This is a genomic window from Actinomadura sp. GTD37, assembly GCF_041951365.1.
Classification (GTDB): domain Bacteria; phylum Actinomycetota; class Actinomycetes; order Streptosporangiales; family Streptosporangiaceae; genus Spirillospora.
The window spans coordinates 240,184-264,019 of the sequence record NZ_JBGNUS010000005.1; the positions used below are offsets into that span (position 1 = coordinate 240,184).

Here is a 23,836-nt window from a genome sequence, read left to right on the forward strand (position 1 = left end):
GGGACGTGCTCGGTCACGCCTTGCGGAGCCGGCCGATGACGCCGTCGAGGTCGCGGCGGAACAGGTCCTCGCGGAGGACGTGACCGCCGGGCACCTCGTGCCATTCGTGCGGGATCCCGGCGTCGCCGAGGCGGGCGCGGAACTCGCGCTGCCCGGCGAGCACCTGGGTCTCGTTGACATAGTCGGCCCAGTTCACCGGGTCGGGGCTGGTCCCGGCGACCAGGAAGACCCGCTTGCCGCGGTAGCTGGGAACGCGCTCCACGGGGTTGTCGGCGGTGACCCTGGCCTCGTCCCACAGCGGCGCCCCGTACACGGTGCCTCCCGCGAGGTCGGCGACCGCGGAGCTGACGTTCGCCCAGTGCACGACGAGTCCCGCGTCGCGGCGCAGGCTCGCGGGGCCGGAGTGGGCGCTGACGGAGGCGAAGTGGCCGTAGTACTTCGCCGCGTACTTCAGCGCGCCGAAGCCGCCCATGGAGAACCCGGAGACCGCGCGTCCGTCGTACTCGGCGTAGGTGCGGAAGTTCGCGTCGACCCAGGGCAGGAGCTGGGCGATGTGGAACGTCTCCCAGTTCCGGGGGCCCGCGTTCGAGGAGACGGGGTTGCTGTACCAGCCGGCGTGGCCCCCGTCGGGCATGACGATGATGACGGGCTTGCCGGCGCTGATGGAGCGGATGCCCCACCGGTCGAAGGTGATGAAGTCCTGGTCGAGGCCGCCGCCGTGGAACAGGTACAGGACGGGGTAGCGCCGCCCGCTCGCGTAGTCGCCGGGGAGGAGGACGTTGACCCCGGGGTCCCATCCGATCGCGTCGGTGGCGAAACGGTAGTACTTCATGCGCGGATCGCTCTCGTTGCGGTCGACGATCCGCAGGCCGAACCCGTCACCGGCCGCGCGGGCCGCGGTGGCGGATCCGATGACGCCCGCGCCGCCGAGCGCGGCCGCGGCGGTCACGCCGCCGGCGGTCTTCAGCACCTGCCGGCGGGAGATTTTCGACTGGCTCACCCGAACCTCCTGATGGGGGACTTCCTTGCATCGGCCCGGAAGAAGTGCGACGGGAGGGGACGCCCGAAGCCGCGGCTCGAAGACGCGGGGGACGATGCGGCATGCGGCGGATGGTAAGAGCCCGGCGGACGGAACGCGGCGGAGGTATTCGGGCACAGTCGAAATCCCCTCGTGACCGCCGCTGATTAGCCTTGGGCGATGGGCGGCGTCCTGCGCGTTCACTTCAGCGACCGCGATTTCCGGCACGTGCGGCTCGCGAGGTCCGCCGATCCCGTCTGGGAGGCGTTCCTCGGTCTCCACGTCCTCACCACGTCCCTCGCCCGGCTGCCCCGGCGGCTGCACCCGTGGCGGCGCCGGGCCGTGCAGCGGCTGCGGGACGACGACCTGCGCGCGGCGTCCCGGCTCCTCCGGGACCTGGCGCCCGCCGACGCCGCCTACTTCCCCGACTTCCTGACCCCCGCCGAGTCGGCGGAGGGGATGGCGGCCGCCCTGCAGACGCTGCGCGCCACGCCCGGCGCCCGGCTGGCCCGCGAACTGCGCGAGGCGGCCCGGTACCGGACGCTCCCCGGCTGGACCCGGCGGCTCGCCTCGGGCGACCGCGCCCTGCTCGACCAGGTCGCGGACGCCGTCCTGCACTTCCACACCCGGCTGATCGCGCCGGACTGGAGCGAGGTCGAGGCCACCGTCGCCGCCGACTGGGAGAGGCGGATGGAGACGCTGGAGGGCGGACCCGTGGCGATGCTGGGTACCCTCGCCCCGTTCACGTGGCGGGACCCCGTCCTCACCGCGCCGTACCCGGTGAACGCCGACCTGCGGCTGGTCGGACGCGGCGTCCGGCTGGTCCCGTCCTTCTTCTGCCACACCGCGCCGATCGCGATCGCCGACCCGAGCCTGCCGCCGGTCGTCGTCTACCCGGTCCGCGGCGAGCCGCGGGAGCCCGGGACCCGCCACGCGGACGCGCTCGCCACCCTGCTGGGCACCGGCCGGGCCCGGGTGCTCAGCGCCCTGACCGTCAAGTTCACGACGGGGTCGGTCGCCGTCCGCCTCGGCATGCCCGCGTCCACGGTGAGCGGTCACCTGAAGGTGCTCCGGGACGCGGGCCTGGTGCACAGCGAGCGGGACGGCGCCCACGTCGTGCACCGCCTGACCGGCCGGGGCCGGCACCTCCTGAGACCCCCGTGAGCGCCATGCCCGTCGGACTCAGCGGGACGCGAACACCGCGGCCCCTCGTCCTCCTCCGTGTCCCCGGCCCACTCCGCCACCGCGGCCTCGACGTCCGGCACCGCCCGCACGTGATCGGCCAACGCCTCCCCGACCGGGCCGCCCCGCCACTGCGCCAGCGCGTACGTCGGGCTCCCCGGCCCGGCGCGTCGAGCACCTCGGCGGCGCGCGACCGTTCTCGGCGTGCCGATGGCGGCGTCGGTGACCTGGGGGCGGCGGGTCAGCGGCGGGGGATCAAGCTCTCGGCCGGCGTCCGATCGGGCGGCGAAACCCTGCCGCCAGTACGGAGCCGAGTGTCCGAGCGGTGCGCGTCAGGCCCCGGACGCCCATTCCTTCAGTGCGGCCCGGCTCTTGAACTTGGCGACGTTCTTGTCCAGCGGCTTGGAGGTGTACTGGTGGAACAGCCACTCGTCATCGATGAGCGGGTGGCCCGCCTTGCGGTAGTCGGCGATCCAGAGTCCGTCGGCGTTGTAGTCGCCGGTGTCCTTCCTGGTCCACAGGTCGCGGTTGCAGTAGAGGATCACGCGGTGGCCGGGACGGAGTTTCTTCACCTTGCGCAGGAACTTGTCCTTCTGGGCGCTGGTGGCGCGCCGTCCGCGCGGATCGGTCTCCCAGTCCAGGGCCAGGAAGTCGCCGTCCTCGGCGCCGCAGTGCTCGACGAAGTACCGGGCCTGGGCCGAGATCCGGGCGAGCCGCAGACCCCGGCCGCCGTGCAGGAAGTGGTAGAAGCCCACCACGCAGCCGGCGTCGCGGGCTCGCGCGGCCTGCTTGGCACGCTCGGGATTGGTGTAGGAGCGGCCCTCGGTCGCCTTGACGATCACGAAGTCCAGCCCGTCCGCGTCGTAGGAGGGGTTGTAGGAGGACACATCGACGCCGTGCAGCATGACATCCCTTTCGGGTCTCGCGCCGACCCCTCGCCTCACGGATACCCCCGCCGCCGACCCCGCCTACACACCGGCAGGCAACAAACCCGTTTGTTCCGGCCGGGCCGCAGGAGCGCCCGACCTGCCGGTAGTCGCTCGCCCGCGCGCACCCCCGCCACCCGGGCCGCAGGGGGAGACCGGATACAACTGACCTGGATCCTCCGCCCGATCTTGGGCGGCGAGCGGGGCGGGGCGCCCTCGTCCCGGACGGGTACCGGCTCCGCCTCGGCCCTGGGACCCCCAGAGCTTTGTCCGTTCTGGGGCACGGCCTGCGCCGCAGGCGCACGCGAAAGGAAGGAACGCTGTGGCAGATCGCAGCCTGCAGGGGAAATCGGCCATCGTCACCGGCGGCGCCTCCGGCATCGGAGTGGCCGTCACGAAGCTGTTCGTCGCGCGCGGCGCCCGAGTCGTCGCCGTCGACCTGCAGCAGGACGCCGGAGAGGAGCTCGTCCGGGAACTGGGCGATGCCGTGGCCTTTCTGCACGGTGACGTCTCCGACCCCGCCGTCGCCCGCGCGGCCGTCGCGGCCGCCGTCGAACGGTTCGGGAGACTCGACGTCCTGGTGAACAACGCCAGCGCGTCGCGGCAGAAGCCGTTCGAGGACCAGACGGACGACGACTGGAACCTCGCCATGGACACCGGCCTGTACGCCACCCGCAACTTCATGCTCGCCGCCCTGCCGGAGCTGAGGAAGACCGGCAACGCCGCGGTCGTCAACTTCGGTTCCGGGGCCGGGCTGGACGGCCAGCCCAACCAGGCCTCCTACGCGGCGGCGAAGGAGGCCATCCGGGGGCTGAGCCGTGTGGTGGCCAACGAGTGGGCGCCGCTGAACATCCGCGTCAACGTGGTCTGCCCGATGGCCCTCACCGCGGGGGTGGCCCAGTGGGCCGAGGCCCGCCCCGAGCAGTACGCGCAGTCCGCGGCCAAGGTGCCCCTGGGCCGCTTCGGCGACCCCGGCGAGGACGTCGCCCCCATCGTCGCGTTCCTCGCGAGCGACGACGCCCAGTACATGACCGGGCAGACCGTCATGGCCGACGGCGGCGCGATCAAACTGCGCTGAGTCCGCGTCCGCGCGGGCGCCGCACCTCCCCCGCCGCGTCAGCGGCCGGGGGCGGCGCGGTCAGGCGGGGCGCAGGCCGGTCAGGGCCAGGGAGAGCAGTCGCTCGGCCTGCTCGTCGCCGTCGGGTTCGCGTTCGGCGCTGAACGCGATGCCGTTGGCGAGCTTGAGCAGCTGGATCGCGGTGACGTCGGGACGGACCGCGCCGGCCTGCTGAGCACGGGTGAGCAGGAGGTCGGCGGCGTCGCGCACGATGTCCCGGGCTACTCCCCACTTGCTCTCGTGCGGGCCCGGCCATGGGGCGGGCCGCCAGTTCTCCGACGCCCGAGACCAATGGAGGTAAGCGCGCCGACCTTTCCGGACGTGCTGGTGACCGGGGCGACCGGTGTGCAGGGCGGCGCCGATCCCGACGCGCGTGCGGGCTACGACTTCGCCCAGCACCAGGGCGGCCGGCAGGCCGACATCGCCGCATTGCGCGAACTCCACCCCGGTCTGATGGACTTCGACGCCTGGCTGGACCGAGAAGGCGCCGCACTCTTCCAGAAAGGCTCTCCGCCTGCGGCTTGAACCGGCCACTGGAGGACGGGGACAGCGCCCCCGCAACGTGGTTCCCTACCACTACCCCGGCACTCGGGCGGGGACGATCCACAGCCCTGGGGAGTCACGTGAACACGACCAGATCCCGCATGCCGGAGAACTCGGCGGACGCCGTTCAACGGACCGCCAGGATCGCCGGCGCCTGGTTCATCCTCACCTTCGTCTTCTCGATCCCGGCGGTGCTGCTGTACGACCCGGTCCTCAATGACGCGAACTACATCCTGGGAGCGGGCGAGGACGCGCAGGTGCGGATCGGAGCCCTCCTGGAGATCCTCACCGCCATCGCGAACATCGCCACCGCGGTCGTGCTGTTCCCGATCCTGAAACGGCAGAGCGAGAGCATCGCCCTCGGCTACTTCGGCACGCGGATCCTCGAATCGACCGTCATCGTGATGGGGATCGTCAGCGTGCTCGCCGTCGTGACATTGCGGCAGGACATTGCGGGCGGGGACGGCGCCGACGCCGTTCTGATCGGCCAATCGCTGGTGGCGTTGAAGGACCAGACATTCCTGCTCGGCCCCGCCTTCTGCGCGGGATTCGGCAACGGGCTGCTGCTGGGCCACCTGATGTACCGGTCGGGCCTCGTGCCGCGCCCCATGGCGCTGATCGGCCTCATCGGAGGGCCTCTCGCCTGCGCCACCGCGACCGCGGTCCTGTTCGGCGCCTACGACCAGCAGTCCCCGGTGAACTTCCTGTTCACCGCGCCGGAAATCGTCTGGGAAGCGTCCCTCGGCATTTGGCTCGTCACCAAAGGCTTCCGCTCCGTCCCACTCATCACAGAAACAGCCCCCGAGACCTCACGAGGGCCCGACGCGGCGTGAGCGATGCCTTACCTCGGCGGTGCCGAGCAGGCGGTGAGGACGTCGAGCAGGATGGCCCGCATGAGGGCGACCTTGTAGGCGTTCCGGGGCAGGGGACGGCAACGTGCGGTCGCCAGGTCCGCGGCGGCCGCCAAGGTCTCCTCGGTGGCGGGCTTGCCGATCAGGGCTTCGGCCACTTCGGGAAGGAGAAGGGGTGTGCGGGCCACTCCGCCCACCGCTATCGCCGCGCTGGTGACGGTGCCGCCGTCGAGGGTGAGGCGCGCGGCGGCTTCGGCCAGGGGCCATTCCGCCATCTCACGGGCCGTGGCGCGGCGGTACGCGGCGCGCTCGCCCGGTGTCGGCACGGGCATGAGGACGGCCTGGAGGATCTCATCGCGCTCCAGCCGATGGTCGCGTGTCGGGTCGCCGCCGTCGCCGTACAGTTCGGCGATGCCCAGCGCGGGACGTCCGTGCACTTCGACCGTGGCGGCGTAGGTGAGGAGGGCCACGGCGAGCGAGGACGGGTGGGGGGCGACGCACGGGCCCTGGTCGATGACGGCCGAGTAGAGGTGGGCGCCCTCGCGGGCGGGGCAGGTGTCGCCGCCCGTCTGGTGGCACGTGAGGGCGGGGCTGCGCAGGTACCAGCACCGGTTGCGCTGGAGGAGGTTGCCGCCGACGGTCGCCACGTTGCGGATCTGCGGGGTGGCGACGGCGGCGGCCGTGGCGGCGAGCGCCGGATAGGCGGCGGTCACGCGGTCGTCGGCGAGCAGGCCCGCGATCGTCGTGAGGGCGCCGATGCGGGCGGAGCCGTCCGGTCGCCATTCGGCGCCGCCCAGGCCGGGGACGCCGAGCAGGTCGACCGGCGGGCGGTCCGCCCGGGTCATGACGTCGGTGCCGCCGGCGCGCAACTCGCCGCCGGTGGCGCGGACGGCCTCGGCGGCGGCCTCGATGGTGGTCACGTGCCGATCCCCTCCAGGAGCCGGTCGGGCCGGACGGGCAGGTCGTGCGGGCGCCAGCCCGTGGCGTGCCGGACGGCGTTGCCGATCGACGCGGCGACGGCCACGGTGCAGATCTCGCCTAGCCCGACGCCCCGTCCGGGGACGTGGTCCCAGCCCTCGGTATGGAAGTACACGTCGATCTCTGGAGTGTCGGCGATGCCGGGGATGCGGTAGTCCTCCAGGTTCGCGGTCAGGACGGTGCCGGTCGCCGGGTCCTCCTGGCGCTGCTCGAACAGGGCGTAGCCGATGCCCTGGACGACCCCGCCCTCGCACTGGTTGCGGGCCAGCCGGGGGACGTAGACGCGGCCGGCGGCCACCCCGCACCAGACGCGGGTCGGCCGGACGCGGCCGAGCAGCGTGTCCACCTCGACCTCCGTCACGACGACGGCTCCCGAGAAGCCCCGGCCGATGGCGAAGTGGTCCAGGGGGAAGGGCGTGACGTATCCGCGGCGGTCCCGGGGCCGCCTGCCGACGACCCGGAGCCCCTCGGCCTCCTCCAGCGAGCGGGCGCCGAGGGCCTTGCGGAGCCGGCGCGCCGCGTCCTCGGCCGCCGGGGCGACGGAGGGGGTGGTGCAGCTGCTGGCCGACGTCGGCCCGTACGCGTGCTCGTTGCGGCCGAGCTCGACGCGCACCTGGCCGCGCCGCAGGCCGAGCGCGGACCGCACGACCTCGGCGATCACCGTCCGGCTGCCGGTCCCGATGTCCTGGACGGCGATGCGGGCGACCACTGCGCCCTGCTCGACCGTCAGCGCGACCTTGGTGCCGGGGTCGAGGAAGTACATGTAGTTGGCGGCCGCGACGCCCACGCCCCGGCGGAGACGTCCGTCGCCGGGATCCGCGCGGTCGCGCCACATGGGCAGGTCCGAGGCCCTGTCGTAGAGCGCGTGGCGCTTGGCGTTGCCGTCCCAGCGGCGGCGCAGCGCGATGGGGTCCTCGCCGCGGCGCAGCGCCATCTCGTCCACGCCCTGCTCCAGCGCCCACAGCATCGGCGGGAGGCCGGGGCCGCGGAACGGGATGCCGGGCGCGCGGTTGGTGACGTGGTCGTAGTCGCGGATCCGGCGGGGCGCGTTGCCGTAGAAGAACCGCGAGTGCCAGGCGGCGTTGGACCCGATGGAGACGCCGGAGTCGCCGTGGGCGTCCATGGTGAACGCGGACAGCCCGCCGCCCGCGTCGGCGAGGAGGGCCAGCTCGATGCGCACCCCGGGGCGGGTGCCGCCGTCGACGAGCTCCTCCGCCCTGGTGAGGACGACCCGGACCGGCGCGCCGTGCAGGCGGGACAGCTCCACGGCCGCGACCACGTCCGAGGTGACGTTGACCTTGGAGCCGAAGCCGCCGCCCACGTGCTCGGCCACGATGTGGACCCGCTCCGGGCGGAGCTTCCAGCGCTTGGCCGCCTGTTCGGCGACGCGGGTCACGGCCTGGGTGGACACGTGGAGATGCAGATCGCCGCCGTCCCAGCGGGCCACGCAGCCGTGCGGCTCCATGCAGGTGTGGGCCTGCACGCCGGTCGTGAAGGTGGCCTCCACCAGGGTTCGGCCGCCGTCGTCCCGGGCCTTCCCGATGCGCTTCACGGCCGTGCCGCCGCGCCAGCTCATGGAGGCGGGTCCGCGCACGTTGCCGTTCCACTTGGCGGACGCGAGCGGGCCTTCGTTCGCGCGCGGCGCGCCCTTGCGCGACTCCCCGGTCGGGTAGACGACGGTCTCGTCCTCCGCCGAGAGCACGGCGGGCAGCACCGCGTAGTCCACCTCGACCCGCGCCGCCGCCGCCAGCGCCTCGGCCCTGGTGGGCGCGGCGACCGCGGCCACGGGCTGGCCCGCGTACCGGACGACGCGGTCCGGCGGCAGCAGCTCGGTCAGCGGGCCGTCGTACCGGATCTCCCCCACCTTCGCGTGCGGGTGCGGCGACCGCACGATCACACCTTCGAGCTGCCCCTCCAGGACGACGTCCGCCGTGTACCGCGCCGCGCCCGTGATCTTGCTGAGGGCCTCCACGCGCACCGGCGCCGCCGCGCCCTCGCCGCCGTCGTCGTGCTCGCCCGCGCACGCCGCCGCGACCGCCGCGTAGACGCCGGCGTACGCTCCGCAGCGGCACAGGTGACCGGCCAGCGCCGCGGCGATCTGCTCCCGGGACGGCTCGGCCGTGCCGTGCTCGGCCCGCCACCGGTCCATGAACGCCGCCGCCTCCACCACGAAGCCCGGCGTGCAGTAGCCGCACTGCAGCGCGTCGTGCGCGGCGAAGGCCCGCTGCACCGGATGGTCGCCGCCGAGGCCCTCCACGGTCGTGACCTCGCGGTCCGCCGCCGCGCCGGCCGGCATGAGGCAGCTCGCCGCCGTGCGCCCGTCCACCAGGACGGTGCAGGCGCCGCACACGCCCGTGCCGCACGCGACCTTGGTCCCGGTCAGCCCCGCCCGCTCCCGCAGCACCTGCGCCACGGTCTCCTCGGGCTCGGCGCCGACGTCGACGAGCTTGCCGTTAAGGCTGAATTCCATTCGCGCTCCATGCGAGGGCCGGATCAGCGCCATCGTGGCACAACGACCTCGGCAAATCACCACTTACACAAGATCTCACCATCTATGATCGTTAATGACGACCCACCACCACGGCAGACGGGAACCACCGGTGACGCAAGAGCCAGGCGTGCCGCAGGGGATCGATCCCACCACCCCCAACGTGGCCCGCATGTACGACTACGTGCTCGGCGGCAAGGACAACTACGCCGCCGACCGCGAGCTCGCCGGCCACCTCATCGCCTCCATCCCGGACGGCGTCGAGGCCCTGCGCGCGAACCGCCGCTTCCTCGGCCGCGCCGTGGCCCACGTCGCCGAGCAGGGCATCGACCAGTTCATCGACCTCGGCGCGGGACTGCCGAACCAGGGCAACGTCCACGAGATCGCCCAGCGCGTCCACCCGCACGCCCACGTCGTCTACGTCGACATCGACCCGATCGTCATCGTGCACGCCCGCGCCCTGCTGGCCGCCGACGACCGCACCGCCGCGCTCCAGGCGGACATGCGCGCCCCCGAGACCGTCTTCACCTCCGACGCGGTGACCCGCCTCATCGACTTCGACCGCCCGGTCGGCGTCATCTTCAACGCCATGCTGCACTTCGTCACCGAGGCCGAGGACCCCGCGGGCATCGTCGCCGCCTTCACCGACCGCATGGCGCCCGGCAGCCACCTCGTCCTGTCCCACAGCACCCTCGACGACCGCCCCGCCGACCTCGTCGAGATCATCGAGTCCGCCTACGAGAACGCCTCGGCGCCCATGGTCTTCCGCGACCACGACCGGATCCTGCGCCTGTTCAACGGCCTCGCCCTCGTCGAACCTGGCCTGGTCAAGGTCAACCGGTGGCACGCCGACGCCGCCGAGGCCGCGGCGAGCGGCGGCGCCTGGGTCTACGGCGGCGTCGCCGTCAAGTGACCGCACGACCGTCCATCGCGATGGACGTGTCGCGGGGCCGTGCGGGCAACGGTCCGCACAGCCCCGCTTCCACGAGCGCGGCCGGGGTTACTCGAACGCGGGCATCAGGTGGTCGTGGATCAGGCGGAGCTGCCCGTTGACGTCGGGGACGCCCGTCAGGTCGCGGCCGGTGAAGGACTTCACCAGGCCGGGGTCGGTGATGGCGCAGATCATGTGGTTGACACCGGTCGGCGCGATCTCGGAGGCGATCTTGGCGCGGACCTCGTCCGGGGTGCCGGCCAGCGACAGCTTCTCGGTGATCTCCGGGCTGGTCATCTCGATGCCCTTGGCCAGGTCGCCCGCGCCGATGGCCTCGATGATCGGGGCCATGTCCGCCGGGTCGACGCCGTTGCGCACCAGCTGCTCGGGCGGCATCGCCGAGGCGTACAGGCCGACCATGCTGCGGGCCGCCTCCTTGGCCGCCGCCGAGTCCGGGCCGACCGCGAACACGACCCAGGCGCCGATGTCGAGCGTCCGCCAGTCCTTGCCCGCGCGCTCGGCGCCCGCCTTGACGTGCTCGACCGCGTACTCGTAGGCGGCGCGGGAGTAGCTGAGCGCGTGGTGGACGCCGTCGGACAGCTCCCCGGCCGCCTCGAACGACTTCGGCCCGCGCATCGCGCCGATCTTGACCGGCAGCCGCTCCTGGACGGGACGGGCGAAGGTGAACAGGCCGTCGTAGGAGAAGAACTCGCCGTCGCGGGTGATGGAGCCCTCGTCCAGCAGGGTCCGGACGACCGCGACGGCCTCCTTGACGCGGCTGAGCGGCTTGGTCTTCGTCCAGTCGATCTTGTACTGGGCGAGCACGCCGAAGTTGCCGCTGCCCAGCACGACCTCGGCGCGGCCGCCGGTCAGCTCGTCCAGCGTCGCGGCGGCCTGGGCGATCAGCGACGGCTCGCGCAGCGTCACCGCCGACACCGACGGGCCGAGCCGGATCCGCGAGGTGTTCGCCGCGGCCGCGGCGAACAGCAGCCACAGGTCCTTGTGCCACGGCTCGTCGGCCGCGTACACCGCGTGGAACCCGAGCTCGTCGGCGAGCTCGATCGAGGCCATCGACTCCGAAAGCGGATAGTCGGGGAGCATGGCGTAGCTGAACTTCACAGGGAAACGTCTCCTTGCCGTGCGCACCCTCGCGCACGTTCTCTCGGGGATGCGCACGACCCTAGGTGCTGTACCGTGGCCAAGGAGTGACTTTCCGCTACATTTCCCGATTTAAGTCAAGTCGTCCACCTGAGCCCCGCGTATGCGGTCACCCTCCGTCGCCCTGATGGGCTCGGATCCGCTCCAGCAGGGCCAGGGTTCGCTGGTGCCCGTGGTCGTCGCCGGCGTCGCGGTAGGCCGCGGCCGCCTTCCCCGTCGCCGAGGCGGCGTCCTCCGGTCGTCCCGCCGCGTGCAGCGCCAAGCCCAGCCCGTGCCACGCCGTGGCCTCGCCGTGCCGGTCGCCGGCTTGGCGAAAGAGCCCGGTGGCGCCGGTGTGCGCCGCGATCGCCTCGTCCAGCCGCCGCACCTTCTGCAGGGCGCCGCCGAGGTTGTTCACGGCCAGGCCCTCCCGCCGCCGGTCGCCGGTCCGGCCGAAGATCTCGGCGGCCTCGGTGAGGACGGTGACCGCCTCCTCGAACCGCTGGACATCGCGCAGGGCGATCCCGAGGTTGTTGAGCGCCAGGCCCTCACGGCTCCGGTCTCCGATCTCGCGGTAGATGCCGGCGGCGCCGGTGTGCGCGGCGATCGCCTCCTCGGACCGCCCCGTGCAGCGCAGGGCGCTGCCGCGGTTGTTCAGCGCCACGGCCTCGCCGAGCCGGTCGCCGGTCCGGCCGGAGATCTCGGCGGCCTCGGTGTGGGCGGCGATCGCCTCCTCGAACCGGCGCAGATCGCGCAGGGCGATCCCGTGCGCGTTCAGTCCGGCGGCCAGGGCGGGCTGGTCCGCGGCCCCGCGGGCCGCCTCCAGGGCGAGGGCGGACACGTCCAGCCGGTCGGTGAAGCGGCGCCGCAGGCTCAGGTACTCGCTCAGGGCCAGCGCGATGTCACGGGTGACGCGTGGGTGGCCGGTGTCGACGGCGGTGCGGGCGGCGGCGATCAGGTTGGGCAGTTCGGTGTCCAGCCAGACCAGCGCGTCGTCCCGGCCGGGGAACCTCCGCCTGCGGTCGGCCACGCCGGTGCGGAGCCGGCGGTCGGCGGCGACGGCGGTGGCCCGGTAGTGCTCCAGCAGCCGGGCGAGCGCGCCGTCGTCCCCGTCCGCGGCGGGGAGGGCGGAGACGTGCGCGCGGACGAGGGCGTGCGGCCGCCACCGCCCGTACGGCTCCCCCGCCTCCACCAGGCGCGCCTGAGCCAGCGCCTCCACGGCGGCGAGGGCCCGGGATTCCGGCAGCGCGGTGAGAGCGGCGAGGGCGGAAGTAGAGATCGCGGGGCCGGGATCGAGGGTCATCAGCCGCAGCACCCGCTGCTGGACATCGCCGAGGCGGCCGTAGGCGTACCGGACGACCGTCTCGACCGGGCCGGACCCGCCGGCCTCCGCAAGCCGCGTCCGGGCGTCCGCGAGAGGAAGACCGGGATGGACGGCCAGCAGCGCGGCGATCACCTCGATCGCGTCCGGGGATCCGCCGCACATCGCCACCAGCCGGGCGGCGTCGCCGGGCGGGGCGGTCAGGCGGGGGTCCGGGGCTCCGGTGCGCGCCTCCAGCAGCCGCTCCAGCAGCCGCAGGCCCTCCGCCGGTTCCAGCACGTCGGCGTCGCGCAGCCGGACGTCGAGATCGGGCAGGCTGTGCCGGGACGGAACGGGCACCGGCCGCGTCCCGGCCGGCGCCTCATCGGCGGGCGGCTCCAGCAGGAGGCCCTCGGGCAGATAGCCGGACCGGACGTCCAGCGGCCAGCCGTGCGCGAAGACGGCCAGATTCGCCAGGGCGAGGGCGGTGAGGGGAAGCAGCGACCTGGGCTCGGGGTCGTCGCCGACGCCGTCGCGGTACTCGGCCAGCCGGGCGGCCAGGGCCTCCTCGAAGGCGCGCCGGTCGTCCTCCAGCAGCACGCGCAGCAGGCGCTCGTCGCCGGTGAGCGGGCCGGCTTCGTCCAGCCGGAGCGCGGCCCGCGCGCGGGCCCGCGGATCGGGTTTGACGACCAGCGGCGGGACGTCGCCGTCGACGAGGTAGCCGGCCAGCGCGTCCATCATGGCCAGCGCCGCCGCGGAATCGGCGAGCGCGGCGTCGATCACGGGCGCGATGTCGAGTTTGAGGACGATGCCGCGCCGCCACGGCACCTCGAACGCGCTGCTGATCAGGCACAGCGCGAACGACCTGACCCACTCGGCGACAGGCGGCGTCTGCGGCCGGGCCATCGAGTAGGACGTGTCGGGGCTGGTGAGCCTCGCGGGGCCGTCGGACAGGGTGACGACGGGGAAGTCGACGTCGAAGTCGCCGTTCGGCCAGAGCCTGCGGTCCAGAACGGCCGCCGCGCATTCCGCCGCGGTCCGCAGGGCCTTGCGCGCCTCCGCGCTCGCCAGCGCCGGGTCGCCCAGGGAACAGGCGGCGACGTGGTCCAGCAGTTCATCGCAGACCCCGGCGAACGCCTCGGGGGAGACGTCGTCACCCCACCGCATCGCGTGCCAGCGGCTGAAGATCCGGCGCCCGATGTCGGTGAGCGCCCGGTCGACACGCGTCCGCTCGACCTGATGGGACGTGATCTCGTACATGGGAGCGATCATCGCCCACGGCACGCGTACCCGGAGCCCTTTTCCCACCAGGACCCACGGCGCCGCGGGCGCGCCCGTCCCGCCGCGTCAGGCTCGGGCGGCCCGCTTGGGCAGCCTCCAGCCGGGGCGGGGGAAGTGGCACGTGTAGCCGTTCGGGTACTTCTGCAGGTAGTCCTGGTGCTCCGGCTCGGCCTCCCAGAAGTCGCCCGCGGCGGTCACCTCGGTGACGACCTTGCCCGGCCACAGGCCGGAGGCGTCGACGTCGGCGATGGTGTCCTCGGCGACCGTCCGCTGCTCGTCCGAGGTGTAGAAGATCGCGGAGCGGTAGCTCATGCCGATGTCGTTGCCCTGCCGGTTCACGGTCGTCGGGTCGTGGATCTGGAAGAAGAACTCCAGCAGCGCCCGGAAGTCGGTCTGGTCGGGGTCGTAGACGACCTCGATGGTCTCGGCGTGGGAGCCGTGGTCGCGGTAGGTGGCGTTCGGCACGTCGCCGCCGCTGTAGCCGACCCGCGTGGAGACCACGCCGGGCTGCCGGCGGAACAGCTCTTCCATCCCCCAGAAACAGCCACCTGCGAGCAGTGCCCTCTCGGTTGCCATGTTCTCTCCCTCGTGTGCTTCGTCGGTCGCTACAGCAGGCATCGCACCAGCGTTATTCCGTCGGCCTCGACCTCATGGCGCCCCCGGCTCCCCCCGCACGACGGGGTGGTCGTCCGCCCAGCCCAGGCCGGCCGTGTACGTCCAGCGCGCTCCCTTTCCGGGGCAGTCCCCCACCCAGCCGTGAAAGAAGATGCGGTCGCCGAGCACGTCGGCGCCGCCGGGGCCCCGCACAGCACCGCCGAAGGTTCCGGTCGTCATCAGCGGCCGGTACGCCTTACGGAAAGGCCCCGTGAGCGAGGGGGAAGCAGCGTAGCCCGTGAAGTATCCGTCGCCGCAATATGAGCCGCCCGAGTAAAGCAGCACGTATCCGGTAGGACGTTTGATCAGTACCGGTGCCTCGATCACGCCGTTCTCGTCAGCGCGGTCGTTGCGGATCAATTCCCTGCGGGGGCCGGTGACGGTGATCCCGTCGGCGTGCACCTCCTGCAGCCAGATGATCGACGGGGTGCCGTTGTTCAGCGCGTTCCCGTCGTTCTTGTAGAGCAGATACCTCTTTCCGCCGGTGTCGACGAAGCTCGCCGGGTCGATGTCGCCGCCCTCGCTCGCGTCGCAGACGAGGGGACCGTCGCCGACGGGCCGGAACGGGCCGAGCGGCCCGGCCGAGAGGGCCGCGCCGATGCACATGCGCGTGGGAGTGGTCGCAGCGCTCGGGGCGGTGAAGTACATGAGGTACCGGCCGTCCGCGCGCCGGGAGACGTCCGGTGCCCAGAAACCGCCGTCTTCCGTCGCCCAGGACGGCCGGGCGGCCAAGGCGTCCCCGCGCATGGTCCACGGTCCGGAGGCGGACGGCGCGCCGGCGACCGGAACCGTGCCCGCCGGACTGCTCGTGGAGTAGGCATAGACGGTGGACCCGGCCTGGATCACGTCCGGGTCCGGGAAGTCGGCGGCGATGACCGCCCTCGGACGCACCGTGTCCGCCGCCAGAACCGGGCCGACGTGCGCCATGGCCGCCATGGCCGCCATGAGGACGGTGACCAGCAGCACGGTACGGCCGGACGATCGCATCACGCTCTCCTACTGGATTCAGGGACGGTCGAGTCTCGAGGGCTGGCCCGCCATGCCGTACGCGCGCCGGGCGGGAGCCTCGGGCGGTGTGCGCCGCGGGTGCGGGCGTACCTCATTCCCGGTAGCTGAGGCGGCGCGTTCCGACCCAGGTCTGATTGGTGATGCGGTAGTGATGTCCGGCTTCGCTGCCGGGGTGGTCTGTGCCGACGTCGACGGTGTCGGCCCGGGACCAGACGCCGTTGACCTTCTGGTCGACGAAGTAGGTGAACTCGTTGAAGTCCAGCTCCGAGGACACGAACGTGTTGGTGATGGCGAGCCGACGGCGGCCCGCGGTCAGCGCGGACGGGAGGACGACGCTCTGGTCCTTCCAGATCCGGGGTCCCCCGTGCAGGGGTTGCCACACCGCGGCCAGGGCCCCGTCCACGGTGACGGTGGCGGTCTGCCCCGCGATGATGGCGTCAAGACGGCGGGTCAGCCGTATCTCGGTATGGGCCGGATCGACCGTCACGACGAACCGGCTCGACCCACCTCTGCTGAACGCACGGCCGTCGTCGGTCAGGCGCCGGACAGGCGGGCCCCCGTCGTGGAGCACCAGGAGGCCGATGGCGGTGGCCAGGGCCGTGGCGGCGGCCAGCCCGATCGGCAGTCCGATGCGGCGCCGGGCCCGTTTCCGGTCTCGGACGGGCTTGCCCATGACCGGCCGACCGTCTCGGCTCGCCGTAGCGCAGCCGGCCTCGGGCTCATCGGAAGAGTCCCGGGGGGCGGGTCCGTCCTGTTCCGCTCCGGAGGGTTGCGCCATGGAGACCTGCGCAGCGGAGACCTGCGCAGCGGAGACCTGGGAGATCTTCACCCGTTCCCATGCCCGCTGCCAGTCGGGGAGTTGCTCCTCGGGCACGTGACACGCCCGCAGGAAGGCCACCATCACCGCCTTCTTGGGGAACCTGCGGCCGGCGAGCATGTCCGAACACGTCGCCCGCGGCAGCCGCGTCCCGCCCGCCCTGTTCGCCCGCAGCTCCAACTCCCGCAGCGACACATCGGCCCGCGCGTACTGCTCGGCCAGCAGCCTCGCGAGTTCCTCGGTGCACGCCACCGAGTCCAGCTCGGACCGGCCTACGCCCCGGGATGCTTCTGGATCATCGCTGATCGTCACGCCAGACCTCTGCGCTCGTGTTATCCGCTGTCCCGATGCTGATTATCCCCTAATCCTGTCCGACAGTGTCCGAGCGGTGACTATCCGTGTCCAGTCGTGGCCGTCCTCCGTCCGCTCCCGGCCGCGGCCCGGACGAGGGCGGACGAGCCCGTCCAGCGCCCTGTTGGACACCTTCACGACCGGGCTTTCCTCTTCCCAGGGCGCCGGCCGGTCTCCGCCGCCGGGGCGACGAACCCCGGCCGTGAGCGGGCCCGCCCGACGCGTCGGCCCGTTCGGGCCGCCGGACACAAGGGTCTCGCTGCCCGAAGCAGCGGGACGGATGGGAGAACGTCATGCACCTCAACGCGAAAGTGGTCGGCCGCGGGCTGGCCACCACCGCCGCCGCCGGCCTGCTGGTCATGGGGGCCACCGCCGGCGCCACCGCCTCGGCGGCCGCCAAGCCCGAGCCCACCGCCACCCAGGGCGCGGCGAAGGTCCTCAAGGACCGCCAGACCCTGCCCGGCATGAAGTCCCTGAAGGGCCAGACCGCCGCCGGGCGCGTCGCTCTCAAGGGCTATGCCTACGACGGCGTCTGGAGCAACGACATGGCCTGGGGCGCCAACGTCCGCATCGACTCGGGCCAGTACGGCGCCTACACCACGTGCAGCGACGGCAGCACGCGGTACGGCCCGAAGCAGGGCCCGGGGTACTGGAAGTTCGGCGGCAACTGCGAGGGCGCCGGTCACCTGACCGACTTCGGCGTCTACGGCAGCGGCTGACGGCAGAGCCCGCGTCCGGGATCCGCGCCCTTGACCGCCCGCGCGGTCAAGGGCGCGCCCGCTCCCCCGGGCGCGTCCTCCTCGCCGTACCGCGCGCCGTGCTCCGCCACGGGATGCGCCATGCCGGACGGCTCGGTGATGAGTTGTCGCACCCGCGGCCGTCATACCTACGACGGGATACGACGGGACGAGAGGATGACGCGATGAGTGCGGACACGCGGTTGGAGGAGCTGGGCGTGAGCGGTCTGGGCGAGGTCGGCGAGCCGGCGTTCTCGGGTCTGGCGGAGCGGCACCGGCGGGAGCTGCACGTGCACTGCTACCGGATGCTCGGGTCGTTCGAGGACGCCGAGGACACCGTGCAGGAGACGTTCCTGCGCGCCTGGCGGCGGCGGGAGACCTTCGAGGGGCGCTCGACGTTCCGGGCCTGGCTGTACCGGATCGCCACCAACGCCTGCCTCGACCTGCTCGCCAAGCGCCGTCCGGAGCCCGCGACCGGCGGCGAGGTGCCGTGGTTGCAGCCCTACCCGGACCGGCTGCTCGACGAGCTGCCCGCGGGCGACGCCGACGAGCCGGAGGCCGTCGCCGTCGCGCGGGAGACGATCGAGCTCGCGTACCTGGTCGCGGTCCAGCACCTCGCGCCGCGCCCGCGGGCGGTGCTGATCCTGCGGGACGTCCTCGGCTGGCCGGCGAAGGACGTCGCGGGGCTCCTCGGGGACTCCGTCAACTCCGTGAACAGCGCGCTGCAGCGGGCCCGCGCCGGCATGCGGGAGCACCTGCCCGCCGAGCGGCAGGACTGGGCCGGCGGCGAGGAGGACGCCGGGACGCGCGAGGTCGTGCGCCGCTTCACCGACGCCAGCGTGGCCACGGACGTCGGGGCGCTCGCCGCACTGCTGCGGGACGACGTCCGGTGCTCGATGCCGCCCACGCCGGGCCTGCGGGTCGGCCGCGACGCGGTGGTGAACGACTGGGTCGAGGACGGCTTCGAGGGCATGGAGGGCCTGCGCGCCGTCCAGACCGCGGTGAACCGGCAGCCCGCCGTCGCCTTCTACCTCTGGCGGCAGCGGGAGGGCGCGTACCTGCCGCTGACCGTCGACGTGCTGCGCGTCACCGGCGGGGCGATCACCGAGATCGTCACGTTCCACGACGACCAGTTCCTGCGCCTCGGGCTGCCGGAGCGCCTCCCGGCCGACACCCCTACGCCCGAATGACCGAGGACGACATGGACGGCATGAACGAAACCGGGATCGTCGCAGGCCCTCAATCGGGCCGCCCCCGTCGACTCCGCGGGCTCGCCGGCGCCGGCTTCATCGCCGCGCTCGCGGCGATGGCGGCCACCACCCTCGCCGCCGCGCTCGCCCAGGCCGCCGGCGTCGACTTCGAGGCCCCCGAGGGCGGCGAGTCGATCCCGTTGTCCGGGATCGCCGTGGTGACCGGCTTCTTCTCGGTCGTGGGCATCGGCATCGCCGTCGCCCTTCTTCGCTGGAGCGCTCGCCCCGCCGAGCGATTCGTGGGGACGGCGGTGCCACTGACAGTGGTCTCGCTGGTCCCGCCCTTCCTCTCCGGGGCGAGCACCGCCACCGTCACCGCCCTCCTCGGGCTCCACCTCGTCGCCGCGACGGTGATGATCCCCGCCCTGGCGCGGAGCCTCCGCACCCGGACCGATTGACGCGCCCGCAAAAGCACAACGCGCGGCGCAAGAGCGCCACCGGGTTGAACTCGCAGTGCCCGACTACAGAAAGTCCCTGATATTTCGGTTGACGGCGGCGAACGGCCTCTGTGAGGCTGAGACCAATGTTGCGAGCGTAGAAGTACCTCGATCCCTGAAAGGGGACGGTCCCGGAGCCGAAGGCCCGGTCGAGACCGTCCCCTTGTCGATGCCGTTTGCCGGAACGGCGACTCGGTTCACCGAGCGACGCCGACCCGAATGAGCGACGGGATTCGGGCGACACCGAATCCTTCTGTGATCGATACGGACGTCCATGACGTCCCAGAAGGACTTCTCATGCAACTCCACGAGTACGCGCGCTGTGACGCGATCGGGCTCCGCGAACTGATCAAGGCGGGAGAGGTCACCGCCGACGAGGTGGAGGCCGTGGCGCGCGAGGCGCTGGCCGCGGCGGACGCCGAGGTGAACGGCCTGGCGCTGCCGCTGTTCAGCCCGGCGCTCGACCATGCCGCGGACGGGCCCTTCGCCGGGGTCCCGTTCCTCATCAAGGACCACGGGCCGGTGGCGAAGGGGATTCCGTTCTCCCTCGGAAGCCGGGCCCTGCAAGGCGCGACCGCCCGGCACGACAGCGGTCTGATGGCCCGGTTCCGGGCCGCCGGACTGGTCACCCTGGGCACTCACCACCGTGCCGGAGATGACGCTCAGCTTCTCCACCGAATCGGTCAGATACGGGCCGACGCGAAATCCATGGGATCTGGAGCGGGGCGTGGGCGACGGTCCGAGTCGGCCGGACGTTGGAGCAGATGGGGCACGCCGTCACGGAGGCGCGGCCGGTCATCGACTGGGAAGCCGTCATGCAATGCACGACGGCGACGGCGGTGGCGTGCGCTTCGGCTCTGCTCCTGAGCCCCAGCCGCCCCGACCCGGCCAGGCTGGAAGCGGTTTCCAGGCAGCTCCTGCGAGTCGCGAAGGAGCACAGCGCGCTGGACATGATGGCCGCGTTCGGCGCGCAGAACCGCGTGACCCGGTCGGTGGGCGCGTTCTTCAGGGGTCAGCCGGCGATCAGCCTGCCGCTGGGCGGAGGCGACGGCGGGCCGCCGGTCGGCGTGCAGATCATCGCGCCCTACGGGCGGGAAGACCTGCTGTTCAGGATCGCGGACCGGCTGGAGCAGGCGATGCCCTGGGACCACCGGACCCCCCGGATCTCCGTCAGGAGGCGCTGACATGTGCGGATAGCCGCCGAGTCAGGCGGCCGAAGCCGCCCTGGCCGCCGAGTCAGGCGGCCGGGGCGCGCCACCGCGCGTCCGTGACGGGCCGGTTCTGGCCCGGCCAGACCGAGCAGGAGCACACGCCCCGCGCTTGGCCATGCCCCGTTGTCTTCAGCTCTCCGGCAGCAGTTCGCCGACCAGGCTTTCGATGCGCCTGCGGATTTCGTCGCGGATCGGGCGGACGGCGTCGAGGCCCTGTCCGGCGGGGTCGTCGAGGGTCCAGTCCAGATAGCGTTTGCCGGGGAAGACCGGGCAGGTGTCGCCGCAGCCCATGGTGATGACCACGTCCGAGGCTTGGACGGCGTCGACGGTGAGGACCTTGGGCGTCTCGGCGGAGATGTCGATGCCCTCCTCCGCCAACGCCTCGACCACCGCCGCGTTGACCCGGTCGGCGGGCGCGGACCCGGCGGAGCGGACGTCGATCCGGTCTCCGGCCAGGTGGGTGAGGTAGGCGGCGGCCATCTGGGAGCGTCCGGCGTTGTGCACGCAGACGAACAGGACGCTGGGCTTGGCGGAGCGGGCCTGATCAGTCATCGGCGTTCCTTCGCTGTCCGGGGCCGGGCCGGTCGGCGGCGGTGGGCGGGTCGGGCTGGAACCGGCGGCGCAGCCACAGCGACACGTACACCAGACCGACCAGGACCGGAACCTCGATCAGCGGCCCGACCACGCCCGACAGGGCCTGCCCGGAGGCGACGCCGAAGGTGCCGATGGCGACGGCGATGGCCAGCTCGAAGTTGTTCCCGGCGGCGGTGAAGGCGAGCGTCGCGGTGCGCGGGTAGGGCAGCCCGACGGCGCGTCCGAGAGCGAAGGACCCGCCCCACATGAGCGCGAAGTAGGCCAGCAGCGGCAGGGCGATGCGGGCGACGTCGGCGGGCCGGCCGGTGATGGTGTCGCCCTGGAGGGCGAACAGGATGACGATGGTGAACAGCAGCCCGTACAGCGCGACGGGGCCGATCCGGGGCAGGAACCGCTCCTCGTACCACGCGCGGCCGCGGGCGCGTTCACCCAAGCGGCGGGTGAGGTAGCCGGCGGCCAGCGGGACGCCCAGGAACACCAGCACGTTGACCACGATCTTGCCGACGGAGAAGTCCGCCTCGTCGGTCGCCAGGCCCAGCCACCCGGGCAGGACCCGCAGGTAGAACCAGCCGAGCACGCCGAACGCGACGACCTGGAAGACCGAGTTGAGGGCGACCAGGACGGCGGCGGCCTCCCGGTCGCCGCAGACCAGGTCGTTCCAGATGACGACCATGGCGATGCAGCGGGCCAGCCCGACGATGATCAGACCGGTGCGGTACTCGGGCAGGTCCGGCAGCAGGAGCCAGGCCAGCGCGAACATCAGCGCGGGCCCGACCACCCAGTTCAGCAGCAGCGAGGCGAGCATGAGACGGCGGTCGCCGGTGACGGTGTCCAGCCGGTCGTAGCGGACCTTGGCCAGCACCGGGTACATCATCACCAGCAGGCCGAGGGCGATCGGCAGCGAGATCCCGCCGGCCTCGACCTCGGCCAGCGCGTCGTCCAGTCCGGGGACGGCGCGTCCGAGCCCGAGTCCCAGCGCCATCGCCGCGACGATCCACACCGGCAGGAACCGGTCGAGGGTCGACAGCCCGGCGACCACCCCCGCTTCCCCCGGACGCGTGGCGGCGCCCGCCTCCTGCGTGCCGGTCACGTGCAGGGCCTCTTCCGCCGGAGGGACCGGGCCTCGCGGGCGGCGGCCGCCAACGCGCCCAGTTCGGAGGCCAGGTGCTCCAGCGCCTCCGGACGCAGCCGGTAGTAGGTGAACCGCCCGCAGGGCTCGGTGTCCACGAGCCCGGCTTCACGCAGTACCCGCAGGTGGTTGGAGATGTTGGTCTGCCTGGCGCCGGTCTCCTCCACGAGGTGGCAGTTGCACAACGCCTCCACCGCCAGCAGCGACACGATCCGCGCACGCAGCGGGTCGGCCAGCAGCCTCAACACATCAGTCTCAACTGACATCACCCGTGGATGATACATGGCGTCCGGGCAGGACGCGCCCGACCCTCCCGGATTGACACATGCCGATATGGGCATATGATTGGGAGCATGGCACGAGCAGCGACGACGTCGGACGTCTTCAACGCGATCGCCGAGCCGCAGCGCCGGGAGATCCTGGTGCTGCTGCGGGCGGGCGAGCGCCCGGTGACCGAGTTGGCCCGGGAGCTGGGAATGACCCAGCCGGGAGCGTCCAAGCACCTGCGGGTGCTCCGCGAGGTCGGGCTGGTGCGCGACCGCAGGGCGGGCAAGCAGCGCCTGTACGGCCTCGACGCCCGCGGGCTGCGGCCCGTCCACGAGTGGGCCGGCGGGTTCGAGCGGTTCTGGAACGAGAGCTTCGACCGGCTGGACGCGTACGTGCAGGACCTGAAGCAGGCAAGGCAGGAGGAATAGCCGATGAGCACGACAGGACGAGGAGCGCCGGCGCAGTCCGCGGCGGCCGACCGCGAGATCGTCATCTCCCGGGTCATCGACGCCCCGCGGGAGCTGGTCTTCGAGGCGTTCACCGAGGTGCGGCACCTGTCGCAGTGGTGGGGCCCGGAGGGGTTCAGCACCACGACACAGGCGTTCGAGTTCCGCGTCGGCGGCGAGTGGGACTTCGTGATGCACGGACCGGACGGGACGGACTACTCCGAGTGGATCTCCTGGACCGAGATCGCCCCGTCGGAGCGGATCGCCCTGCTCCACGGCGAGTCCCGCGACGACCCGAACGCCTTCGAGTCGGTCCTGACGTTCGAGCCCGACGGTGCGGCGACGCGGATCGAGATGCGCACGGTGTTCCCCACCAGGGAGCTGCGCGACGAGGCGGTCGAGAAGTACCACGCGGTCGAGGCCGGCCGGCAGACCCTGGGCAACCTGGCCGCCTACGTCACCGAGATCGTCCGGAAGGGGGGCTGAGAACTGATGGCCGGAAAGGTGTTCTTCAGCGTGTCGATGTCGCTGGACGGGTTCATCGCGCCCGAGACCAGCGAGGAGCTGATGGGGCGGCAATGGATGGAACTGCAGCGGTGGGTGTTCCCGCAGCGGTTCTTCCGGGAGAACCTGAAGCTCGGGGAGGGCGGTGAGGAGGGGCGCGACAACGACATCGTGCGGGAGACGTTCGAGCGCACCGGCGCGAGCGTGATGGGCAAGCGCATGTTCGACGCCGGCGAGCGGATGTGGCCGGAGGAGGCGCCGTTCCACACGCCGGTCTTCGTCGTGACGCACGAGAAGCGCGACCCCTGGGAGCGGCCGGGCGGGACAACCTTCCACTTCGTCAACGACGGCATCGAGGCGGCGCTCGACCAGGCCCGCGAGGCCGCCGGCGACCGGGACGTCCGCATCGCCGGCGGCGGCGCGACGATCCTGGAGTACGTGAACGCCGGCCTGATCGACGAGTTCACGATCGCGCTGTCGCCCGTGCTGTTCGGCTCCGGAGTCCGCCTGTTCGAGGGCGTGGACGCGGGCCGCGTGGCCCTGGAGCAGGTCCGCGCGGAGCCCTCCCCGAGGGTGGCGCACCTGACCTACACCGTCCGGGCGCGGTAGGCGGACGGCGGAAGACCGGCAGGGCCGCGGCGAACCGGCGCGGCCCTGCCGCCGCCTCGGGTAAAAGTCT

General features: G+C 72.6%; 27 protein-coding genes. 13 read left to right on the plus strand and 14 right to left on the minus strand.

Features of this window, described 5'->3' with window-relative positions:
• Nucleotides 1–13: 13 nt before the first annotated feature.
• Nucleotides 14–1,000 carry an alpha/beta hydrolase gene (locus ACA511_RS25695; RefSeq protein ID WP_375027161.1) on the minus strand — a complete coding sequence of 329 codons (987 nt, stop codon included), beginning with the start codon at nt 998–1,000 and terminating at the stop codon, nt 14–16.
• Between the two features lie 198 nt (nt 1,001–1,198).
• Here ACA511_RS25695 and ACA511_RS25700 point away from each other — a divergent pair, with 198 nt between their 5' ends.
• On the plus strand, nt 1,199–2,182 hold the full coding sequence (locus ACA511_RS25700; protein WP_375027162.1) for an ArsR/SmtB family transcription factor: 984 nt from the start codon (nt 1,199–1,201) through the stop codon (nt 2,180–2,182).
• A gap of 350 nt (nt 2,183–2,532) precedes the next feature.
• On the opposite strand, the gene ACA511_RS25705 is transcribed toward ACA511_RS25700, so the two are convergent.
• Entirely contained in the window at nt 2,533–3,105 is a 573-nt protein-coding gene (locus tag ACA511_RS25705) for a glycoside hydrolase family 25 protein (RefSeq protein WP_375027163.1), read from the minus strand.
• A 343-nt stretch (nt 3,106–3,448) separates the two neighbouring features.
• Between ACA511_RS25705 and ACA511_RS25710 the strand changes: the two genes are divergently transcribed.
• On the plus strand, nt 3,449–4,204 hold the full coding sequence (locus tag ACA511_RS25710; protein WP_375027164.1) for an SDR family NAD(P)-dependent oxidoreductase: 756 nt from the start codon (nt 3,449–3,451) through the stop codon (nt 4,202–4,204).
• Nucleotides 4,205–4,264: 60 nt separating this feature from the next.
• On the opposite strand, the gene ACA511_RS25715 is transcribed toward ACA511_RS25710, so the two are convergent.
• Entirely contained in the window at nt 4,265–4,453 is a 189-nt protein-coding gene (locus ACA511_RS25715) for a hypothetical protein (protein WP_375027165.1), read from the minus strand.
• A gap of 111 nt (nt 4,454–4,564) precedes the next feature.
• Between ACA511_RS25715 and ACA511_RS25720 the strand changes: the two genes are divergently transcribed.
• Complete coding sequence (locus ACA511_RS25720) at nt 4,565–4,768, plus strand: hypothetical protein (protein WP_375027166.1); 204 nt, start codon at nt 4,565–4,567, stop codon at nt 4,766–4,768.
• A 98-nt stretch (nt 4,769–4,866) separates the two neighbouring features.
• Nucleotides 4,867–5,619: a DUF4386 domain-containing protein gene (locus ACA511_RS25725; protein WP_375027167.1), complete on the plus strand. Its 753-nt coding sequence runs from the start codon at nt 4,867–4,869 to the stop codon at nt 5,617–5,619.
• 8 nt (nt 5,620–5,627) lie between these two features.
• Here ACA511_RS25725 and ACA511_RS25730 read toward each other — a convergent pair whose 3' ends face one another.
• Entirely contained in the window at nt 5,628–6,557 is a 930-nt protein-coding gene (locus ACA511_RS25730) for an FAD binding domain-containing protein (RefSeq protein ID WP_375027168.1), read from the minus strand.
• The gene (locus tag ACA511_RS25735) at nt 6,554–9,085 is read right to left on the minus strand and encodes a molybdopterin-dependent oxidoreductase (protein ID WP_375027169.1); all 2,532 of its coding nucleotides are present in this window, start codon (nt 9,083–9,085) and stop codon (nt 6,554–6,556) included. Before ACA511_RS25735 ends, ACA511_RS25730 begins: the two co-directional genes overlap by 4 nt.
• Before the next feature lie 130 nt (nt 9,086–9,215).
• Between ACA511_RS25735 and ACA511_RS25740 the strand changes: the two genes are divergently transcribed.
• Nucleotides 9,216–10,016, plus strand: coding sequence for an SAM-dependent methyltransferase (locus ACA511_RS25740; RefSeq protein WP_375027170.1), 801 nt, complete (start codon nt 9,216–9,218; stop codon nt 10,014–10,016).
• A gap of 87 nt (nt 10,017–10,103) precedes the next feature.
• Here ACA511_RS25740 and ACA511_RS25745 read toward each other — a convergent pair whose 3' ends face one another.
• From ACA511_RS25745 to ACA511_RS25765, 5 genes are all read right to left on the minus strand, one after another.
• A complete protein-coding gene (locus tag ACA511_RS25745; protein ID WP_375027171.1) occupies nt 10,104–11,153 on the minus strand; it encodes an LLM class flavin-dependent oxidoreductase in 1,050 nt (349 codons plus the stop codon).
• A 148-nt stretch (nt 11,154–11,301) separates the two neighbouring features.
• Nucleotides 11,302–13,731, minus strand: a complete 2,430-nt coding sequence (locus ACA511_RS25750; RefSeq protein WP_375027172.1) for an Imm49 family immunity protein — start codon at nt 13,729–13,731, stop codon at nt 11,302–11,304.
• Between the two features lie 87 nt (nt 13,732–13,818).
• The gene (gene msrA / locus ACA511_RS25755; RefSeq protein WP_375027173.1) at nt 13,819–14,328 is read right to left on the minus strand and encodes a peptide-methionine (S)-S-oxide reductase MsrA; all 510 of its coding nucleotides are present in this window, start codon (nt 14,326–14,328) and stop codon (nt 13,819–13,821) included.
• Between the two features lie 72 nt (nt 14,329–14,400).
• Nucleotides 14,401–15,393: a glycoside hydrolase family 43 protein gene (locus ACA511_RS25760; protein ID WP_375027174.1), complete on the minus strand. Its 993-nt coding sequence runs from the start codon at nt 15,391–15,393 to the stop codon at nt 14,401–14,403.
• 112 nt (nt 15,394–15,505) lie between these two features.
• Nucleotides 15,506–16,351, minus strand: coding sequence for a hypothetical protein (locus ACA511_RS25765; protein ID WP_375027175.1), 846 nt, complete (start codon nt 16,349–16,351; stop codon nt 15,506–15,508).
• Nucleotides 16,352–16,875: 524 nt separating this feature from the next.
• Here ACA511_RS25765 and ACA511_RS25770 point away from each other — a divergent pair.
• Nucleotides 16,876–17,301 (plus strand): hypothetical protein, encoded by a 426-nt coding sequence (locus ACA511_RS25770; protein ID WP_375027176.1) that lies wholly within the window; start codon nt 16,876–16,878, stop codon nt 17,299–17,301.
• On the opposite strand, the gene ACA511_RS25775 is transcribed toward ACA511_RS25770, so the two are convergent.
• The gene (locus ACA511_RS25775) at nt 17,286–17,453 is read right to left on the minus strand and encodes a hypothetical protein (RefSeq protein WP_375027177.1); all 168 of its coding nucleotides are present in this window, start codon (nt 17,451–17,453) and stop codon (nt 17,286–17,288) included. The two genes, ACA511_RS25770 and ACA511_RS25775, sit on opposite strands and share 16 nt — an antisense overlap.
• 51 nt (nt 17,454–17,504) lie before the next feature.
• Between ACA511_RS25775 and ACA511_RS25780 the strand changes: the two genes are divergently transcribed.
• The 4 genes from ACA511_RS25780 to ACA511_RS25795 all read left to right on the plus strand — a co-directional run bounded on the left by ACA511_RS25780 (nt 17,505) and on the right by ACA511_RS25795 (nt 20,190).
• Entirely contained in the window at nt 17,505–18,509 is a 1,005-nt protein-coding gene (locus ACA511_RS25780) for an RNA polymerase subunit sigma-70 (protein ID WP_375027178.1), read from the plus strand.
• On the plus strand, nt 18,506–18,967 hold the full coding sequence (locus ACA511_RS25785) for a DUF6069 family protein (protein WP_375027179.1): 462 nt from the start codon (nt 18,506–18,508) through the stop codon (nt 18,965–18,967). The genes ACA511_RS25780 and ACA511_RS25785 overlap by 4 nt, the downstream gene beginning before the upstream one ends.
• Before the next feature lie 336 nt (nt 18,968–19,303).
• Nucleotides 19,304–19,873: an amidase family protein gene (locus tag ACA511_RS25790; protein WP_375027180.1), complete on the plus strand. Its 570-nt coding sequence runs from the start codon at nt 19,304–19,306 to the stop codon at nt 19,871–19,873.
• Nucleotides 19,771–20,190 carry a hypothetical protein gene (locus tag ACA511_RS25795; protein WP_375027503.1) on the plus strand — a complete coding sequence of 140 codons (420 nt, stop codon included), beginning with the start codon at nt 19,771–19,773 and terminating at the stop codon, nt 20,188–20,190. Before ACA511_RS25790 ends, ACA511_RS25795 begins: the two co-directional genes overlap by 103 nt.
• Before the next feature lie 156 nt (nt 20,191–20,346).
• Here the strand turns inward: ACA511_RS25795 and ACA511_RS25800 are convergent, their stop codons facing one another.
• The 3 genes from ACA511_RS25800 to ACA511_RS25810 are packed head-to-tail and all read right to left on the minus strand — an operon-like array spanning nt 20,347 to nt 22,206.
• Complete coding sequence (locus tag ACA511_RS25800) at nt 20,347–20,769, minus strand: arsenate reductase ArsC (RefSeq protein ID WP_375027181.1); 423 nt, start codon at nt 20,767–20,769, stop codon at nt 20,347–20,349.
• Nucleotides 20,762–21,901, minus strand: coding sequence for an ACR3 family arsenite efflux transporter (gene arsB / locus ACA511_RS25805; RefSeq protein ID WP_375027182.1), 1,140 nt, complete (start codon nt 21,899–21,901; stop codon nt 20,762–20,764). Before arsB ends, ACA511_RS25800 begins: the two co-directional genes overlap by 8 nt.
• Nucleotides 21,898–22,206: an ArsR/SmtB family transcription factor gene (locus ACA511_RS25810; protein WP_375027183.1), complete on the minus strand. Its 309-nt coding sequence runs from the start codon at nt 22,204–22,206 to the stop codon at nt 21,898–21,900. The genes arsB and ACA511_RS25810 overlap by 4 nt, the downstream gene beginning before the upstream one ends.
• Nucleotides 22,207–22,293: 87 nt before the next feature.
• On the opposite strand from ACA511_RS25810, the gene ACA511_RS25815 reads away from it, so the two are divergent.
• The 3 genes from ACA511_RS25815 to ACA511_RS25825 are packed head-to-tail and all read left to right on the plus strand — an operon-like array spanning nt 22,294 to nt 23,766.
• On the plus strand, nt 22,294–22,635 hold the full coding sequence (locus ACA511_RS25815) for an ArsR/SmtB family transcription factor (protein ID WP_375027184.1): 342 nt from the start codon (nt 22,294–22,296) through the stop codon (nt 22,633–22,635).
• A gap of 3 nt (nt 22,636–22,638) precedes the next feature.
• The gene (locus tag ACA511_RS25820) at nt 22,639–23,139 is read left to right on the plus strand and encodes an SRPBCC family protein (protein ID WP_375027185.1); all 501 of its coding nucleotides are present in this window, start codon (nt 22,639–22,641) and stop codon (nt 23,137–23,139) included.
• A gap of 6 nt (nt 23,140–23,145) precedes the next feature.
• Nucleotides 23,146–23,766: a dihydrofolate reductase family protein gene (locus ACA511_RS25825; RefSeq protein ID WP_375027186.1), complete on the plus strand. Its 621-nt coding sequence runs from the start codon at nt 23,146–23,148 to the stop codon at nt 23,764–23,766.
• Nucleotides 23,767–23,836 lie beyond the last annotated feature (70 nt).

Excerpts from the sequence above, each read along its gene's own strand:
- ACA511_RS25700 (WP_375027162.1), top strand. The coding sequence starts at position 1,199 with ATGGGCGGCGTCCTGCGCGTTCACTTCAGCGACCGCGATTTCCGGCAC.
- ACA511_RS25705 (WP_375027163.1), bottom strand. The coding sequence starts at position 3,105 with ATGCTGCACGGCGTCGATGTGTCCTCCTACAACCCCTCCTACGACGCG.
- ACA511_RS25735 (WP_375027169.1), bottom strand. The coding sequence starts at position 9,085 with ATGGAATTCAGCCTTAACGGCAAGCTCGTCGACGTCGGCGCCGAGCCC.
- ACA511_RS25750 (WP_375027172.1), bottom strand. The coding sequence starts at position 13,731 with ATGTACGAGATCACGTCCCATCAGGTCGAGCGGACGCGTGTCGACCGG.
- msrA (WP_375027173.1), bottom strand. The coding sequence starts at position 14,328 with ATGGCAACCGAGAGGGCACTGCTCGCAGGTGGCTGTTTCTGGGGGATG.
- ACA511_RS25760 (WP_375027174.1), bottom strand. The coding sequence starts at position 15,393 with ATGCGATCGTCCGGCCGTACCGTGCTGCTGGTCACCGTCCTCATGGCG.
- ACA511_RS25765 (WP_375027175.1), bottom strand. The coding sequence starts at position 16,351 with ATGCTCGCCGGCCGCAGGTTCCCCAAGAAGGCGGTGATGGTGGCCTTC.
- ACA511_RS25770 (WP_375027176.1), top strand. The coding sequence starts at position 16,876 with ATGCACCTCAACGCGAAAGTGGTCGGCCGCGGGCTGGCCACCACCGCC.
- ACA511_RS25780 (WP_375027178.1), top strand. The coding sequence starts at position 17,505 with ATGAGTGCGGACACGCGGTTGGAGGAGCTGGGCGTGAGCGGTCTGGGC.
- ACA511_RS25785 (WP_375027179.1), top strand. The coding sequence starts at position 18,506 with ATGACCGAGGACGACATGGACGGCATGAACGAAACCGGGATCGTCGCA.
- ACA511_RS25790 (WP_375027180.1), top strand. The coding sequence starts at position 19,304 with ATGCAACTCCACGAGTACGCGCGCTGTGACGCGATCGGGCTCCGCGAA.
- ACA511_RS25795 (WP_375027503.1), top strand. The coding sequence starts at position 19,771 with ATGGGGCACGCCGTCACGGAGGCGCGGCCGGTCATCGACTGGGAAGCC.
- ACA511_RS25800 (WP_375027181.1), bottom strand. The coding sequence starts at position 20,769 with ATGACTGATCAGGCCCGCTCCGCCAAGCCCAGCGTCCTGTTCGTCTGC.
- ACA511_RS25810 (WP_375027183.1), bottom strand. The coding sequence starts at position 22,206 with ATGTCAGTTGAGACTGATGTGTTGAGGCTGCTGGCCGACCCGCTGCGT.
- ACA511_RS25815 (WP_375027184.1), top strand. The coding sequence starts at position 22,294 with ATGGCACGAGCAGCGACGACGTCGGACGTCTTCAACGCGATCGCCGAG.
- ACA511_RS25820 (WP_375027185.1), top strand. The coding sequence starts at position 22,639 with ATGAGCACGACAGGACGAGGAGCGCCGGCGCAGTCCGCGGCGGCCGAC.
- ACA511_RS25825 (WP_375027186.1), top strand. The coding sequence starts at position 23,146 with ATGGCCGGAAAGGTGTTCTTCAGCGTGTCGATGTCGCTGGACGGGTTC.